This is a genomic window from Desulfovibrio biadhensis, assembly GCF_055388615.1.
Genome location: NZ_AP042477.1, coordinates 1,916,168 through 1,931,609, shown reverse-complemented (window position 1 = coordinate 1,931,609; position 15,442 = coordinate 1,916,168). Strand labels below are relative to the sequence as shown.

14 protein-coding genes and 1 pseudogene are annotated in these 15,442 nt (G+C 57.4%); 3 read left to right on the top strand and 12 right to left on the bottom strand.

Annotation, left to right across the window (positions count from 1 at the left end):
* The first annotated feature begins 162 nt into the window (after nt 1–162).
* From ACZ5EH_RS08425 to ACZ5EH_RS08415, 3 genes are all read left to right on the top strand, one after another.
* On the top strand, nt 163–609 hold the full coding sequence (locus ACZ5EH_RS08425; RefSeq protein WP_464277675.1) for a YidH family protein: 447 nt from the start codon (nt 163–165) through the stop codon (nt 607–609).
* A gap of 16 nt (nt 610–625) precedes the next feature.
* Nucleotides 626–1,120 (top strand): hypothetical protein, encoded by a 495-nt coding sequence (locus ACZ5EH_RS08420; protein ID WP_464277674.1) that lies wholly within the window; start codon nt 626–628, stop codon nt 1,118–1,120.
* Between the two features lie 103 nt (nt 1,121–1,223).
* On the top strand, nt 1,224–2,144 hold the full coding sequence (locus ACZ5EH_RS08415; RefSeq protein ID WP_464277673.1) for a DMT family transporter: 921 nt from the start codon (nt 1,224–1,226) through the stop codon (nt 2,142–2,144).
* Between the two features lie 57 nt (nt 2,145–2,201).
* Here ACZ5EH_RS08415 and ACZ5EH_RS08410 read toward each other — a convergent pair whose 3' ends face one another.
* From ACZ5EH_RS08410 to ACZ5EH_RS08355, 12 genes and pseudogenes are all read right to left on the bottom strand, one after another.
* Nucleotides 2,202–3,719 (bottom strand): ABC transporter ATP-binding protein, encoded by a 1,518-nt coding sequence (locus ACZ5EH_RS08410; RefSeq protein ID WP_464278282.1) that lies wholly within the window; start codon nt 3,717–3,719, stop codon nt 2,202–2,204.
* Nucleotides 3,720–3,794: 75 nt separating this feature from the next.
* Nucleotides 3,795–4,715, bottom strand: a complete 921-nt coding sequence (locus ACZ5EH_RS08405) for an ABC transporter permease (RefSeq protein WP_464277672.1) — start codon at nt 4,713–4,715, stop codon at nt 3,795–3,797.
* Nucleotides 4,712–5,806 (bottom strand): ABC transporter permease, encoded by a 1,095-nt coding sequence (locus tag ACZ5EH_RS08400; RefSeq protein WP_464277671.1) that lies wholly within the window; start codon nt 5,804–5,806, stop codon nt 4,712–4,714. Before ACZ5EH_RS08400 ends, ACZ5EH_RS08405 begins: the two co-directional genes overlap by 4 nt.
* Before the next feature lie 28 nt (nt 5,807–5,834).
* Complete coding sequence (locus ACZ5EH_RS08395; protein ID WP_464277670.1) at nt 5,835–6,902, bottom strand: BMP family ABC transporter substrate-binding protein; 1,068 nt, start codon at nt 6,900–6,902, stop codon at nt 5,835–5,837.
* Between the two features lie 54 nt (nt 6,903–6,956).
* Entirely contained in the window at nt 6,957–7,478 is a 522-nt protein-coding gene (gene gpt, locus ACZ5EH_RS08390; protein WP_464278281.1) for a xanthine phosphoribosyltransferase, read from the bottom strand.
* Between the two features lie 172 nt (nt 7,479–7,650).
* Nucleotides 7,651–8,490 (bottom strand): sugar phosphate isomerase/epimerase family protein, encoded by an 840-nt coding sequence (locus ACZ5EH_RS08385; RefSeq protein ID WP_464277669.1) that lies wholly within the window; start codon nt 8,488–8,490, stop codon nt 7,651–7,653.
* A 74-nt stretch (nt 8,491–8,564) separates the two neighbouring features.
* The gene (locus tag ACZ5EH_RS08380) at nt 8,565–9,275 is read right to left on the bottom strand and encodes a hypothetical protein (protein ID WP_464277668.1); all 711 of its coding nucleotides are present in this window, start codon (nt 9,273–9,275) and stop codon (nt 8,565–8,567) included.
* Between the two features lies 1 nt (nt 9,276).
* Complete coding sequence (locus ACZ5EH_RS08375) at nt 9,277–10,638, bottom strand: L,D-transpeptidase family protein (protein ID WP_464277667.1); 1,362 nt, start codon at nt 10,636–10,638, stop codon at nt 9,277–9,279.
* Between the two features lie 234 nt (nt 10,639–10,872).
* On the bottom strand, nt 10,873–11,403 hold the full coding sequence (gene pyrE / locus ACZ5EH_RS08370) for an orotate phosphoribosyltransferase (RefSeq protein WP_464278280.1): 531 nt from the start codon (nt 11,401–11,403) through the stop codon (nt 10,873–10,875).
* A 72-nt stretch (nt 11,404–11,475) separates the two neighbouring features.
* Nucleotides 11,476–12,762 (bottom strand): annotated as a pseudogene (gene purB, locus ACZ5EH_RS08365) (adenylosuccinate lyase); the annotation flags it as partial.
* A 117-nt stretch (nt 12,763–12,879) separates the two neighbouring features.
* Nucleotides 12,880–13,278, bottom strand: a complete 399-nt coding sequence (locus tag ACZ5EH_RS08360; protein WP_464277666.1) for an FmdB family zinc ribbon protein — start codon at nt 13,276–13,278, stop codon at nt 12,880–12,882.
* 878 nt (nt 13,279–14,156) lie between these two features.
* Nucleotides 14,157–15,326, bottom strand: a complete 1,170-nt coding sequence (locus tag ACZ5EH_RS08355) for a homocysteine biosynthesis protein (RefSeq protein WP_464277665.1) — start codon at nt 15,324–15,326, stop codon at nt 14,157–14,159.
* Nucleotides 15,327–15,442: the final 116 nt, after the last annotated feature.

Below are 15,442 nucleotides of genomic sequence, written 5' to 3'. Positions count from 1 at the left end.
AGGAAGACACAATAGAGACGCCCTGAGGCCTTGTCAAGAGCCCCACCCCCTCCCAGGGCCTTCCTGAACAAATATTTTCCCCTTTTCGGGACATATTTTCCCGTATTGACCACGAAGCCTAAATTTCAATACAGTTCTACGCAACGTTAAGGAGATTTTCAGATGCCCCGCAGACCTTTCGATGACGACGCACATAAGCCTGATCCACGTTTCGGCTGGGCTTTAGAACGCACTGAACTGGCCAGAGAACGCAACATACTGGCAAAAGAACGCAATGCCCTGGCAAAGGACCGCGTGCATCTTGCCAATAAGCGCACGTTCCTGGCCTGGTGCCGCACCTGCCTCACAATCATGAGTTTCGGCTTCATCCTGGAAAAAGTGGTCATTTTCCTGCTGCAAGAACACCTTGAGCCAGAGATGTTGGTCAAGTTCAAATATTTGGGCATTGCGTCTTTCATCATTGGCCCTTGCCTGCTTATATTTGCTGGGTGGCGTTATCTTTCCCTGCAGCGCAGGCTTGGATTGCGCAAAACGGATTATTTCGTGATTCCTGAAGTTATTCTTTTCAGTCTGATACTAGGATTCGCCCTCTTTTATACATTCCTCTAAAGCACAGGAGTTTGCCATGGCCAGCCCCTCCGGTTCGGTTTCCATGTCCGCGGCCATAAAGCGGGGTTTGTTCATGGGGCTGGCTTGCTTGCCTGTCGGCTTTGTCGCAGGGGCCTGGCTTGCCTCCCACAACTTGAGCGCGGGGTGGACGGGCATGCTCTTTGCCGCGCCTGCTGGCTCTTTTCTGGCGGGGTTTCTCTTCTGGCTTGTTTTTCAATGGCGCACCCCAACCCCCGGCCAATGGCGCGGGCTGCTTGCCGGATTGACGGCAGGCGCAGCAGGGCATTGGTTTTGCTGGTATCTTTTGATTATTATTCAGAACCTGCGTTTTGTTTTTCTGGGGGAAGTAAGCTCACTCGGAGAGCCCCCCTTGACCCCCCTGCAGGGACTTTGGGGCGCTTGTGTCTTCACTTTTTTCAGCATCGTAATCATGGGTTGGGCCACCATTCCTGCAGGCGGCGCCATAGGTTTTTTCATGGGGCGCTTGCAACGGCGCAAAGCCTCCAGTTAGCTGCCCAAAAAACGCCTCTTTGCGACGGCTGTTTTTCAGCTTGCCGCCCTGCGTCGCCCGGGGTACGTTCCCCTGCCTTCCAGGCAATAATGGTGGAGCGAACATGTGCGATAACAGTGCGATTGATGTCAGCCGCGGCAAAGGGCTTATGACGGCAGTAGCCGGGGTTCTGATACTGAGCCCGGACACCCTTCTTGTGCGGCTGCTGGACCTGCCGCAATGGTCTTTACAATTCTACAGGGGCGTGGGCATGTGTCTGTGCATCACGTTGGGCATGGCCTTTATCTACAGGGGGCGCACACTCGCCGCCTTCCGCGCCATTGGCCGTCCCGGCCTGCTTACGGCAATGTGTTTCGCCATTGCCACACTGCTGTTTCTCAATGCCTTATATCTGACCACCGTGGCGAACACCTTAGCGATCATCAGCACGGCCCCAATCTTTGGAGCAGTGCTTTCGCGCATTTTTCTCAAGGAAAGCCTGCCGCTGCGCACCTGGCTGGCCGCAGTCGGCTGCACACTTTCCGTGGCGATCATCGTTGCCGGGGATTTGCTGCACCAGGACGCACAGCAGTTAGGAATGGCCCCCCTTTTGGGGGACGCGGCTGCACTGGCCCAGGCGGTTTTTCTGGCCATGTCCTTTGTGCTGGTCCGCAGTCGCAAAGAAGTGAACATGGCGCCCTGCATGGCCTTGAGCGGCTTCATCGTGGCCATGATAGCGCTTCCGCTGGCAGGGGGCGCTTTTGCCGTGCCTGTGGAAAAACTGCCCTACCTGCTCACCCTGATAATGATTGTACTGCCGGTGTCGTTTTTCTTTTTGATGCTTGCGCCCCGCTGGGTGCCGGCGCCTGAAGTGAACATGATAATGCTGCTGGAAATGGTCTTGGGACCGCTTGCGGTCTGGCTTATCGCAGGTGAAGCCGCCAGCATGAGTACGCTGGCAGGGGGCAGCCTGCTCTTTCTTATCCTGCTGGGGCACTCCTGGCTGGGGCTGCGCAAACAAAAGGCAAGCAAGGCTGCAGCCTGAAATGCTTGCCTGTGCTGCGGCGGCAAATTCCTGCAGCGGGCCGCTTCTCGGCAAGCTCTAACGGGAAGGGAGGGTGTCTGCCTCGTCCGGATTGACGCCCGCCATCATCAGACCGATGTTCTCCACCTTTTTCTGGTCGGTGACATCAAAGACGTCCATGAAGCGCCCTTCAAAAATCACGGCGATTCGGTCCGCCAACTGCAGCGCCTCGTTCAGGTCGCTGGTAATCAGCAGGATGCCGGAGCGCCCTCTTGTCCGTAACAGGTGGTTCCACACGGCTTCCGTAGCGGCGATATCCAACCCCTGAGTGGGTTGCTCCGCCACCACCAGGGCGGGCCTTCTGAAAAGCTCGCGGGAAATGACCATCTTTTGCAGATTGCCACCGGACAATTGCCAGGCCAGGCTTTCCACCTTGTTGGGGTGGATATCGTGCTTTTCCATGAGCATGGTCATGGTCTGCTCCGCGCGCTTGCGATTCAGCCAGGGGCCCTTGGAAAAACCCTTGCGAGTGGTCAGCAGCAGGTTGTCCACCAGGTCCATTTGTTCCGCCACGGCCAGGCCCAAGCGGTCTTCAGGCACATAGGAAAGAGATTTTTTCCACGACAGGGTGGCGAAAAACTTACGCCATGGCTTGCCCATGATGTGTATGGTGTCCTGCGGCGGCTTGTGCATGCCGCAAACCATCTCGACCAGGGTCTTTTGCCCGTTGCCGGCCACGCCGACCACGGCCATGATTTCCCCCATGTGCACGCGCAGATTCAGATCATGCAGCCCTTCAGCCGTGAGTTTGCGGATATCAAGCACAGTCTTGCCCGCTTTCACGGGCTTTTTGTTCACCTTGAGCAAGACTTCGCGTCCCACCATGCGACAGGCCAGGTCGGCCTTGGAGGTCACTGCTTCGCGGGGGATTTCCGCTTCCACGCGCCCCTTGCGGAGAATGGCGATTTCGTCCGCAATATGCAGCACTTCCTCCAGCTTGTGGCTGATAAAGACGATGGCCTTGCCCTGATCAGCCATGATGCGCATGGATTCGAACAAGCGTTCCGCTTCAAGTTCGGAAAGCACGCTGGTGGGTTCGTCGAAAATCAGCACCCTGCTCTGGCGATACAGCAGTTTGATGATCTCCACCTTCTGCCGTTCACCCATGGACAGCTTGGAGACAGGCAACCCAGGATCGATTTCCATACCGAAATCCCGGGCCAGGCTGCGCACCTTGTTTTTCATTGCCTTTTGCGAAGTGAAAAAGGAAGTTGTCTGCCCCAGAAAAACATTTTCCGCCACGGTCATGGAGTTCACAAGCATGAAGTGCTGGTAAACCATGCCTATGCCAGCGGCGATGGCGTCCTTGGAGGAATGAAAGAACTGCGGGCTGCCGTCGACTTCGATGTGACCGTCATCTGGGGCAAAGCGGCCTGCAAGCATGGACATCAGCGTGCTTTTGCCAGCGCCGTTCTCTCCCAGCAACGCCTTGATCTTGCCTGGCCGGATGTCCAGCGAAATATGATCGTTGGCAACGTTGGAGTCAAACCGTTTGGTGAGCTCCACAAGACGCACAATAGGGGGCGGTCCTGCCATATCGCCGCTCTGGCTGGTTGCATTTTCTTGCGCATGGAGGCGTGCTTCGCAGCGGGGGGACTCTTTCACCATGGTCTAGTCCTCGGGCTCGATATTCACGCCCAGGGCATCCGGGGCATTGGTGTCTGCGCCGCGAAAGCTGGACACGGCAAGGGCGATGATTGTCAGGGCATACGGCAGCATCAGCAGCAATGACGAAGGTAAATGCGTGCCCGCAGCCTGCAACCGAAGCTGAAAGGCCATGACGCCGCCGAACAGATAGGCGCCCAGCACAGCTCGTCCCGGCTTCCAAAACGCAAATATAACCAGGGCCACGGCGATCCACCCTCTGCCTCCGGAAAGTCCGTTGGACCAGAGATGGGTGTAGGCAAGGGAGAGGTACGCCCCGCCAAGGCCAATGAGGAATCCGCCCAGAAGCAGCGCAATCCAGCGCATCTTCACCGGGTTGAGCCCGGCGGAAAAACCTGCCGCGGGCATCTCACCCGCTGCGCGAATGGCCATGCCCAGGCTGGTGCGGCGCAGCAGCACCCACACCGCAACGGGCGCCAGAAAGGAAAGATAGACCAAGGCGTTGTGTTTGAAAAATATGGGACCGAGCACGGGGATGTCGGCGAGCACAGGCAAGGCCCAGGCATCAAACCCCGGCGCGGCCTGCCCGATGAAGGGTGTGCCGAAAAAACTGGTGAGGCCCACGCCTGCGATGGTCAGCGCCAGCCCCGAAACAACCTGATTGCCCAAAAACGTGATGCAGACAACGCCATGCACAGCTCCCATGGCGGCGCCGCAGAAGCCGCCGGCAACCAAAGCCAGCCAGGGCGACCCCGTTGTGTACGCCGTGAGGAAAGCCCCCAGGGCGGCAACGCTGAGCATGCCTTCCACACCCAGGTTGAGCACGCCCCCCTTTTCCGTGAGCATTTCACCCAGGGTGGCGAACAGCACGGGCGTGCCGGATTGTACCGTGGCGGCCAGCAGCGCGACAACGAATTCGAGGCTCATGCCATCTCCTTTGTCGTCGCTTTTTCACGGGGCAAACGGGTGCGTTCAAAACGGTAGGTGTAGAAAAACTGCCCCGCCAGAACGCTGAGCAAGATCACCCCTTCCATGACGGAGCCAAAGGCGGCCGGAATCTGCAACTCAAGTTGCAGGTTTTCCACACCGACCCGGAATGCGGCCAGCATGAAGGAGGTGATGGCAATGGCCAGGGGGTTCAGCCTGGCAAGCCAGGCAACGACAATGGCGGTGTATCCATAGCCGGCCATGATGGTGGGCTGCAAACGCCCCATGGTGGCAGAGGTTTCTATACAACCGGCCCACCCGGAATAGGCGCCGCTCATGAACATCACCAGGCAGACCAGAAAAGGGTACGGCAGCTTGGCATACGCTGCCACTCGCACGCCAGAGCCGCTGGCCTTGATCTCAAAACCGGTGCGCGTATAGCGCAACATGGCCCAGAGGAACAGGGCGGCGGCCACGGCGAAAGCCAGCCCCCAATGCTGCCGGGTGCCGGGGATGATGCCGATGATGGCGGCGTCCGCAAATTCCTTGCTCATGGGAAAACCAAAACTGCTCGGGTCTTTCCACACGCCGTAAATCAGGTAATCGAGGAGAAGAATAGCAATGTAGTTGAACATCAACGTGGAGATGATCTCATTCACGTTGAGCCAGATGCGCAGTACAGCAGGGATGAGCGCCCACAAAGCGCCTGCTACGCCTGCGGCAATAAACATGACGGGGAGCACGCTCCACCCCGGCAGCCAGGACATGTGCAGCGCGACAAAGGTCGCGCCTATGGCGCCGAGCGCAAACTGACCTTCTGCGCCGATGTTCCATATCTGCATGCGGAAGGCGACAGCCACCCCCAGCGAGCAGAGGAAAATGGGCACGCTTTTCAGCAGTGCATCCGACAGCGCCCAGCCCGCACCAAAAGAGCCCTGCCAGAGCACGGTCAGCCCGTGCAGGGGGTCCAGCCCCTCCATAGCGAGGAGCAGAGCGCACACCACCAGCGAAAAAGCCAGGGCGGCCGGTACCACGACCAGACCGCCCCAGCGCATGGCGTGTTCGCGTTTGCGTTGCCGCAGTCCGAACATCAGCCTATCTACGCTTTGTAATCCGGTTTTATTCGGTCGTTCCCACTACGTTATCCACGAACCAGGTCATGCCAAGCAATTCCTTGTCTGTGGGCTTCGCACCGTCTGCTACCACGACATTGCCGTTCTGGTCTTTGATGGGGCCCTGGAACACCATGTCATCGCCACCCTTGATGGCGGTGGCGGCCTTGTCGGCAATGGCGCGCACGTCTTCGGGCACCATATCACCGTAAGGAGCCAGGGTTACGACATTTTCAGCCATACCGGGCCAGATGGCCTCGGCTTTCCAGGTGCCTTCGGAAACTTCCTTGGCGAACTTTTCATACAGGGGCGCCCAGTTCCACATGGCAGAGGTCAGGTGCGCCTTGGGTGCAAACTGCGACATGTTGGAGTTGTATCCAACGGAGTAGACGCCGGCTTCCTGAGCAGCTTCCTGCGGGCCGGGGGAATCCTGATGCTGGGCAATAACGTCTGCGCCCATATCCAGGAGCGATTTGGCGGCGTCCTTTTCCAGGGCGGGGTCGTACCAGGTCTTGGTCCAGACCACATGCACCTTGGCGTCGGGATTGACCTTTTTCACGCCCAGGGCAAACGCGTTGATACCGCGGATAACCTCGGGAATGGGGAAAGCGGCCACGTAACCGAGAATGTTGCTTTTGGTCATTTTACCAGCAACCAGACCGGTGAGGTAGCGCGCCTGATAAATGCGGCCGAAGTAGTTGCCCATGTTTTCTGCGGTCTTGAAACCGGAGCAATGTTCAAAGGCGACGTCAGGGAACTGCTTGGCGACCTTGAGCATGGGGTCCATATAGCCGTAGCTGGTGGCAATGATCAGGTCGAACCCTTTGCGGGCCATGTTCAGCATGACACGTTCGGAGTCGGGGCCTTCCTGCACGCTCTCCACATAGGAGGTTGTTACGTAGGGCAGCTTGTCTATGGCCTGGCGGCCAAGATCATGCGCATAGGAATAGCCAGCGTCACCGACAGGCGAAACATAAACAAAGCCGACCTTGATGTCCTTGCCGGCTGCAGCAGGCAACGCTCCAGCTACAAGCAGAGCCAATGCCGACAAAGCAATCCAGAACGTTTTTTTCATGGCGCATTTCTCCCATGTGATGTTTGTGTTGTTCTCAAATAAACGCCTGAACGCTCATGACCTGCCGGGCATGGCGCTCTGATAGATCGGTTGCACGAATTGCGGCTCGGAGTCCCAGGGGAACAGAATCCATGTGTCCTGGCTGACCTCTGTGACAAAGGTATCCACCAGGGGGCGTCCTTCCGGCTTGGCGAACACTGTGGCGAAATGCGCCTCGGGCACCATTTCCCGTACAGCTCGGGCGGTCTTGCCCGTATCCACCAGATCGTCCACAAGCAGCCAGCCTTTGCCATTGGTGTTCACGGACTTCAGCACGTTCACGCTGCCAGTCTGCTTCACGTCGACATTACCGGAGGCGCTGTTCCAGTCATAACTGAGGACGCAAATGGTATCGATAAGCCGGACATCCAGCTCACGGGCAATGATGGCCGCAGGGATCAAGCCACCCCGCGTCACCGCGAGGATGCCTTCCCAGGGGCCTTTTTCCACCAGCCGCCAGGACAAAGCCTTGCAATCCCGGTGCAGCACGTCCCATGTAACCGGATACATTTTTTCATAACGGTTCGACCGTGAAATTTCTTGGGGCACCTTCAAAGACTCCTCATTAGTCAGCGCGCAATGGTCACTGTCGCATCATTCCTGCGGCTGCGGCGCTCAAGATTGAGTAATAGAAACTCAAACAGCTGCCAAGCGTAAAAGCAATTATTTGTTACGTTCCGTATTCCGTAAGCCGGGTCATGCTGCGCCTTCAGTCTTTGCCAGCGAGTCCGGCAAAAAGGCTCGGATGGCCCTGAAAAAAGGCCAGACTCTGGGCAAACGCCTCTTCGCTGTGGGGTTCGAATGTTGCACTGGGGCGCGCGCCCGACTGGGCAAGCAGGGCGAAAAAATGCCCGAAATCAATATCCCCTTTCCCCATACCCAAATGCTGATCCCCACTGCCATCGTTATCATGCAGATGCAGATGCCTTATCCAAGGGCCGAGGGCGGATATCCATGCGTCCAGATTTCCAAGCGCACCGCCATGGGAAAAGCTATGCCAGTGCCCTACATCAAAACAGACGCCGACGTTATCTTCGGCTGCAAATGCCTGCATCAGGGCCACAAGCGGTTCAGGCCCCGCCTCCCTGATATTTTCCAGAAACAACGGCGGGTGCTCCGGCCACCCTTTGATCAGGGCACCCCAGGTAGCCAGCGAACGCTCTACCCACTTCTCATGCTGCCCTTCCCATGCTTCCGCATGATACAGCGGATGCCCCACCATGTGGTCGGGGGCATACACCCTGGCCAGTTCAAAAGCGCTTTCCAGCCGCGCCTGTGATGCCTGGCGGATCAGCTCGTCACCGCTCCCCGGCGAAAGGTCCTGAAAGGGCAAATGCATTGCCAGGCGCGCACCGCTTTCACGCAACTGTGCGGCCAGGGCCTCATGCCAGGTGCGCGGCAAATGCTGCAGGGAAAATGCGTCCATGCCCAGTTCCAGCCCAAAGCTCTGCCCGCCTTGCTGTAAAGCACCACCACGGTATTTTTGAAACAGCTCCAGGTAGCGCGCATCACCATGGATGTAACGCAGGGGTAAATTTACATAAAACATGATTCGGCTCCAAGGCGTTGCACTGTGGCAAAACACGAACGCCCTTTGGTGCGTGCGTCAGGTGTTCGCGCTGTTCAGGAAGTCTGGATGGACCCTGCCGGATAGGTCTTGCTGTACACCACTTCGCCGTCTTCTGCGATGACTTGCAGCCGCAGGGCGTACACATCGTTTATGACCAACCCGCGTGGCAAGGAAAAAACGGATGAAAAGGTGCGGAAACGCTGGATGTGAAAACTCATCTCATCTATGGGGAACTTCAGCTCAAGCAGATGCCCGTCCCTGCTGATGAGCGAGGCTTCAATATACCCAGTGAGGTTTTCGTCCCCCTTGTCCAGATTTTTCAGGACAAAGCGCAGACGATAGCCACCCTCGTCCAGTGTTTCCAGGGCGACATCTTCCAGGGTTGCCCCTTTGCCTTCCACACTCTTGAAAATGTCCTTCAAGTCCACAACATCGGAAAGTTCCGAGGCAGGCTGCGGCGTAGCGGCCGAGGCAATGAGCATCTGCAACTCTTCAGGGTCATGCAGTTCCAGGATGCGCTCCATATTCTCGAGGCTTGTGAGCTTTACCTCCTGCTGCTGCACCCTGTGTTGAAGCTGCTGCACCTCTCCCGTCAGTTCGATATTGTCGTGCCAGAAGGTCCAGGAAAAATACAAACCGCCTACGGAGACCACCGCAAGCAGAAAAAATACAAACAGGATAACGCGAAACCAATTCGGATGGATGCGGAAACGCTTGACCTGGAGGTCGTCCCGCATCAGCAGGACGCTGAATTTCTCCCCCATTTTAGAGGGCGCTCCAGTTCTCGCTCACGATCTTCCAGGTCTCGCCCTGTGGCTCGAGATAGAGCGTTTTCACGCCCCTGTCGCTGAACCCTTTGGCTTGATATTCCTGAATGAAGCTGATCTTCACGCCATCGGCGTGGAGCGAGACTTCCATGTCGTCAATGCCCACCAAGAGCGGTATCTTTTCCCGCCACAGGTCGACCTTGTGTTCTCTGATGGAGCGCAGCCCGTGACGGCCGCCCTGCTCCGCATTCTTGGCATAGAACGACATGTAGGTGTCGAGGTCGGCAGTCTCCCACGCAGAGCGCCAGGAGTCTATGAAGCTCAGGGCGTCGTTGCTGACCTTTTGCACATAGAGGTCTTCAAGCCCGAGGGGAACATTATCCCACTCTTCGCCCACGATGCGCAGTTGCCCCTTGTCGTCCTTCATCCAGTACAGGCGTTTCACACCTTCGCTGATGAGTGAGGGGGAGCGGTAGAACTGGCCGAAATATGTCACCCAGTAGTCCGGACCGGGGAGCACGCGAACATCGGAAACCATAACCTGAATCCAATCCAGGTTTCGGAAAAGATTCTCCTTGTGATCGCGAAAAGCGCTGAAGGGACGGCCGCGGCCTGCAGCAAAACGGCTACTGTCGTAGAAGTCGAAGAAGTCCTCTTCCTTGCCCTGCCAGGCCTGGGCCCAGGAGTTGACCTGGTCAACCAGTTCGTCAGGAACCTTGGAAGCAAGCTGTTCCCTGCGCCATTCCACATCACCGGCAATGACCACAGGCGTGCCGCGCGTCAGCTTAGTATCCAGGGCATGCACATCCTGGGTCGCCAGGGCCATGCAGCCCTTGGTTTCCCGACGCGTAAGCGCGTGGCCGCGACCATGAATCCAGATGCCCGAGCCGGTCTTCTGCTTCAGCCGGTCCACAGGATTGGGATAATCCAAGGTGAAGGCAAGGTCACCGTAGAGTTGAAAATCCAACCCGCCGTCCAGCCGGTTTTGCACAAAGTAGATGCCCTCCGGCGTCTTCAAGTCGCCTTCGCGCTGCTTGTCGCCGGGTTTTTCACCGGTGGAGCAAAAAAAGCTGGCCGTGGCGGAAAGAGGGCTGCGTTGCTCCATGATATAGAGCTGCTGCTTTTTCTTATCTATGGCCAGGAAAAGGGAAGGCACTGCGGGATGGCTGCCCAGCTCCACACGCCATTTGTCAATATCGACGGCGTTGCCGGCTTGCCCTGCGTCCGCGCACCAGCCTGGAACGGCGTACAACAAGAGGGGAAGCATCATGACCACGACAGTCAGCGCAAGGGCGCGCCTGGTTGTAGCAGCCCTTGAGGCGTCACTGTGGGTCAGACTGTAAAGCGCTCTATGCGTCATAACTTTTTGCGATCCGCGGTATTGCTGCGCGATGTCACCGCGCTTGGGATGAGTTGGGGTCTAGCATAATGCCCAGACCCTTGCAATGCACGCCGTCACACACGTCTCAGGCTGTGTGGGGCGAACAGCCCTCTCACCGAATAAGGCCTTGCCAAGCTGATTCAGACCTTATTTGTCTTCTTTGCGTAAAGCTATAGAAAATGTCCAGAAAAAACACCCTTCTGAACAGAAAATCTAAGCACCCTTGCCGGCTGCGGCAAGCAGGCTGCTACGCGTAAAAATCGACTCCAGTTTGTAGCCTCGCGCCGCCAGGCTTTCCGTGCCGCCTTCTTCGCGGTCCAGCACGCACAGCACGCAGGCAACCTTCAGGCCCGCCGCCTCGATGCGGTCGATGACCTTGACCAGGGTGCCCCCGGTGGTGACGACATCTTCCAGAAGCGCCACCTGGCTGCCGGGTGCAAAGTTGGCCAGCCCTTCGCAATATTGCTTTGTGCCGTATCCCTTGGCTTCTTTGCGCACAATGATGGCAGGCAGCGGCTTTTTTGTTTCCGTAGAAAGCACGGAAACCGAAGCGACCAGGGGATCCGCCCCCATTGTCATGCCTGCCACGCCGTCGACATCGCGATTTTCGAGCATGTGCAGGAACAACTGGCCGATAAGACGCCCCCCTTGGGGGTTCAGCGCGGTCTGGCGGCAGTCGAAGTAATAGTCGCTGCGTTTGCCGGAAGCCAGGGTGAAGTCGCCTTCCTTGTAGCTGAGCTTCACCAGCAGGCGAGCCAGGCTGGCCTTGCGCTCCGCGATCTCAGCGGCGCCGTCTGCACCTGTGGGCCCGTGTCCAAAGACGCGGGTGAAAATAAGGTCTTCAAAGCGCATATAATAGGACGGGTCCAGCAACTCGTCCAACTTGCCCTCTGGCAGCTTGGAGGTGATGTCCTTGTCCGCGCGCACAAGCTCAGGAAAGGACTGTTTCTCATCCCAGCTCTGCATGGCGCGGCGCTGCACCATCTCGTAGGCTTCCTGACGGGCCATGCCGTTTTCCACCAGGGCCAGCAGCACGCGCTGCGAAAGGTAGAGCCCGTGGGATAAGTCTATATTGCGCTGCATGTTTTCCGGCAGTATGCGCAATTTTTCCAACACACCGGCCAGACGGTTCAAGATGTAATCCATCAGTTCCGTGGAGTCAGGGAATATAACGCGCTCCACAGATGAGTGGCTGATATCGCGTTCATGCCAGAGCGCCATGTTCTCCATGGAAGCCAGACAATTGGAGCGAACAACCCTGGAAAGACCCGTAAGATTTTCTGCAGAAATGGGATTCTTTTTGTGCGGCATGGCTGAAGAACCCTTCTGCCCTTTGGCGAAGCCTTCTTCAACCTCCAACACTTCTGTACGTTGCAGGTGGCGAAGCTCCACGCAGAGGCGCTCCACCCCGCCCGCCGTCAAGGCAAGAGCGGTCATGAACGCGGCATGCCGGTCACGCTGGATGATCTGTGTGGAAATGGGATCGACCTTCAGCCCGAGCCTGTTGCAGGTCAGCGTCTCCAGCTTTGGCTCCAGATGGGCGTAAGTGCCTACCGCCCCGGAAATCTTGCCTACGCGCACGCCTTCGAGGGCTATCTTGAACCGCTCGTAATGGCGTTGCATCTCGGCATGGAAGCCGGCCATCTTCAGACCGAAGCTGGTGGGTTCCGCATGGATGCCGTGGGTGCGCCCCATCACCAGGGTGGAGCGGTGGCGTTCCGCTAGGTCGGCCAGTGCGGCAAGCACCCGTTCAAAACCCTGCGCCACAATATTTCCTGCACGGGTAAGCAGCAGGCCGTTGGCCGTGTCCACAATGTCAGAGGACGTGCACCCCAGGTGAATCCAGCGCGCGGCAGGCCCCACCTTCTCTTCAACCGCCGTCAAAAAGGCGATGACATCGTGGCGGGTCTTTTCCTCTATTTCAAGGATACGCTCCAGCTCAAAATCCGCCTTGTCGCGAATCTCCTGCATGGCGTCTTCCGGGATAACGCCCATCTCGGTCCAGGCTTCGCAAACGGCCATTTCCACCTCAAGCCAGGCGCGGAACTTGTTTTCCAAAGACCAGAGTTCCAGCATCTGGGGGCGCGCATAACGCTCGATCATCGCAGACTCCTTGCTGTATCCTTGCCGTATATCCTGCTATCGGAAAAGGAATCAAAAAAAAGGCAACCATTGAGGTTGCCTGGAAAAATACAAGCCGGGTTCACGGGCACAACGACATCAGGATGCGGCAGTGCCGGCAGAGGTGCTCTTGCTGCCAGAATCCTTGGAAGCGCTCTTGCTCTCGCCACCAGACGCACAGGAACTGGAGGACTCGCTCTTGGCGGGCGCGGCCTTGGATTCACCGGCAGCACTGCTGTCAGCGCTCTTGCCATTGCCATTGTCGGCGCCCTTGGCAGTGTCGCCATTGCCGTTGGCGTTGCTTGAGCAACTGCTGCCATTACGGGCGTAGTCGGTCACATACCAGCCAGAGCCCTTGAGAATAAATGCGGTGTTGGAGATCAGCCGGTGGCTCTTGCCGTTGCATTTTGGGCATGGCACATCGCGATCTTCGAAATCCTTCTGCCACTCTTCGAAAACATTTTCGCAATCGTCGCAGCGATACTCGTAGATAGGCATTATCGCTCCTCCCTAAATAACCTGAAAGAGTATGGATACGGCCAGGCGTGGCTGGATGCGCCTTCGCGTGGTCGGTGTATTACGCATGCACGCCGGCAGTCGGCCCATGGCGTTCATGTTGGCAACTTCAAAACATGCGTCATTTAATTACCTGAGGGGCCTTGTCAAGCCCGCACAGACGCATTCTTGAAACGCTTTTGTCAATTCGCACGCAGGCATTCGCCCAACCGGAGCCGAACTCCGGAACGGCAAAACACGCACCCCTGCAATGAGGAACAGGCCACAGCAGCCAGACGGCTGCCAATGAACAGGGAAAAGCCGATCTCTTCCGGCGTTACGCCGAAAGAACCCGGCAGAGCGATCCTTTAAGGACCGCCCAGCCTGGAAGTGTTCTCGATTCTCGTGGCTATCCGTAATGGCTGGCATATCGCCATCGCCATCATGGGACAGGGTGCGGCGCTGGAATGTTCAGGCCAGGGCGCGCCCCGGCGCTGCAACAATGCGGCTAGCTGCGGGCCTGGGCCTTGGCCTCGCGCACACGAGCCTTCAGGCTCTTTTTGCGGCGATGACGCTTGCGGTCCAGTTCTTTCTTACGCTCATGCTTCTTGTGGCTACCCATGAAAAAACTCCTTTAGTGGAATCAAAACATTCCTCATATATGACAAAAAATGGCGTTGTCCAGCTTTTTTTCCGTCCATAATTCCCGCCAGTTGGACACTTTTTGTCTGTTTCAACCAATTTAATGTGATTAAAAAATGACGCTCGTCACTTAGAAAGAACGCTAGAAAGGCGCTCCAGCGCCGCAACATCCTTCTGGAAGTGGAGAAGTGAAGGAGAAACCCGGTCAGAGCTTCCCCTTCCTCATTAACTGCAGTGAATCAGCTTGCCGGGATGCGCTCCTGGGCCTCCGTCAGCAAAAATTCTCCGGACTCGATCATCTTCTTGAGCTCGTCGGCGACTTCCAGGGATCTGGTGTAGCTCGTCAGCGGCACGGTGCCTACTTTCTTGCCCATAACGTCTATTTCGCCGCTTTTCAGCTCTTCCATGGTTACGTGCCCCAAAACGCGGGGCAGCCCCTGCGGATAATCGTGCCCATAATCTTTGACCGGCATGCGTATATCCGCATCGCTGACACCCGTAAACCAGGCGATTTCCTCATCCAGAATGGGAATGGGAATGCCCACCCCCACATGCAGGGAGCAGCCATAGCCCACAATGCTGGCGCCACGCAGGAAACGCGGCTTCATGCCCTTCATGTCGCCACGCACCATCAGGGTGCCGGCAGGACTTTCCGGCAGACCGCGTTCGGTACGTTTGGGCGAAGCCACATGCTGCGTGCCTGCGCCCAGAACCCAGCCCACACCGCCGCCAAGAAATATCTTGGTGCCCAGGCCTATGGTGCGGAACATCGGATCATTAAATAGGGGCGACAGCTGCCCTGCCGTGGCAAAATTGGCGTTGCGCGCGTTGGGCTTGAGCGGCCCCATGTATGTGTAGATGATTCTGCTGGTGAGGTTCACGGCGCAATTGTAGTTCTGATAGCAGTTGCGGGGATTCAGCAACTGGGCATAGGGCAATTGCGCCAGACTTACGTCGCGCACCAGCTCCTTGCGAGGATAGCAATCCGTGCCATAGGCCTTGGCGCGCATGTGCACCGGCTTGCCGCTGACCAGATCTTCGATGACATGGCCGCCACCGTATTTGAACTGCCCGGGATAGACCTTGTTCAGGGGGTCGTCCTCACTGGGCTCCGTGCAGCCGAGGTAGGCGTCCACAGCGGCCAGGCCGCCATGGGCCGGCACACCGTTCATCCATATCTGGCTGACCTTCATGGAAGGTGGCTGCTGCCCGATGTTGAAGAGCATGCCCGAAGAACACATGGGGGAAAACGTACCCGTGGTGACGACGTCCACTTCCCTGGCTGCACGTTCCTTGCCCATTTCGCGCACCGCCTTGGTCATTTCCTCGGCGTTGAGCACGACGGCCTTGCCCTGCTTGATACGCTTATTGATGTCCGCGATGGTCCTCTGGACCCTGGTATTGCTCACGACACGTCTCCTGCCAGCAGTTCTGGTCTTTCGGATTTTGTCAGGTGGGATGCCCTTTCAGGCAACCAGCAAGGGCACCACTTCTACGCCATTTGCCAGGGCAAGACAACTTGCCG

Bases quoted from the DNA above. Each gene is read 5' to 3' on its own strand.
- ACZ5EH_RS08415 (WP_464277673.1), top strand. From the start codon at position 1,224: ATGTGCGATAACAGTGCGATTGATGTCAGCCGCGGCAAAGGGCTTATG.
- ACZ5EH_RS08420 (WP_464277674.1), top strand. From the start codon at position 626: ATGGCCAGCCCCTCCGGTTCGGTTTCCATGTCCGCGGCCATAAAGCGG.
- ACZ5EH_RS08400 (WP_464277671.1), bottom strand. From the start codon at position 5,806: ATGTTCGGACTGCGGCAACGCAAACGCGAACACGCCATGCGCTGGGGC.
- ACZ5EH_RS08410 (WP_464278282.1), bottom strand. From the start codon at position 3,719: ATGGCAGGACCGCCCCCTATTGTGCGTCTTGTGGAGCTCACCAAACGG.
- ACZ5EH_RS08395 (WP_464277670.1), bottom strand. From the start codon at position 6,902: ATGAAAAAAACGTTCTGGATTGCTTTGTCGGCATTGGCTCTGCTTGTA.
- ACZ5EH_RS08385 (WP_464277669.1), bottom strand. From the start codon at position 8,490: ATGTTTTATGTAAATTTACCCCTGCGTTACATCCATGGTGATGCGCGC.
- ACZ5EH_RS08380 (WP_464277668.1), bottom strand. From the start codon at position 9,275: ATGGGGGAGAAATTCAGCGTCCTGCTGATGCGGGACGACCTCCAGGTC.
- ACZ5EH_RS08405 (WP_464277672.1), bottom strand. From the start codon at position 4,715: ATGAGCCTCGAATTCGTTGTCGCGCTGCTGGCCGCCACGGTACAATCC.
- ACZ5EH_RS08375 (WP_464277667.1), bottom strand. From the start codon at position 10,638: ATGACGCATAGAGCGCTTTACAGTCTGACCCACAGTGACGCCTCAAGG.
- ACZ5EH_RS08360 (WP_464277666.1), bottom strand. From the start codon at position 13,278: ATGCCTATCTACGAGTATCGCTGCGACGATTGCGAAAATGTTTTCGAA.
- ACZ5EH_RS08425 (WP_464277675.1), top strand. From the start codon at position 163: ATGCCCCGCAGACCTTTCGATGACGACGCACATAAGCCTGATCCACGT.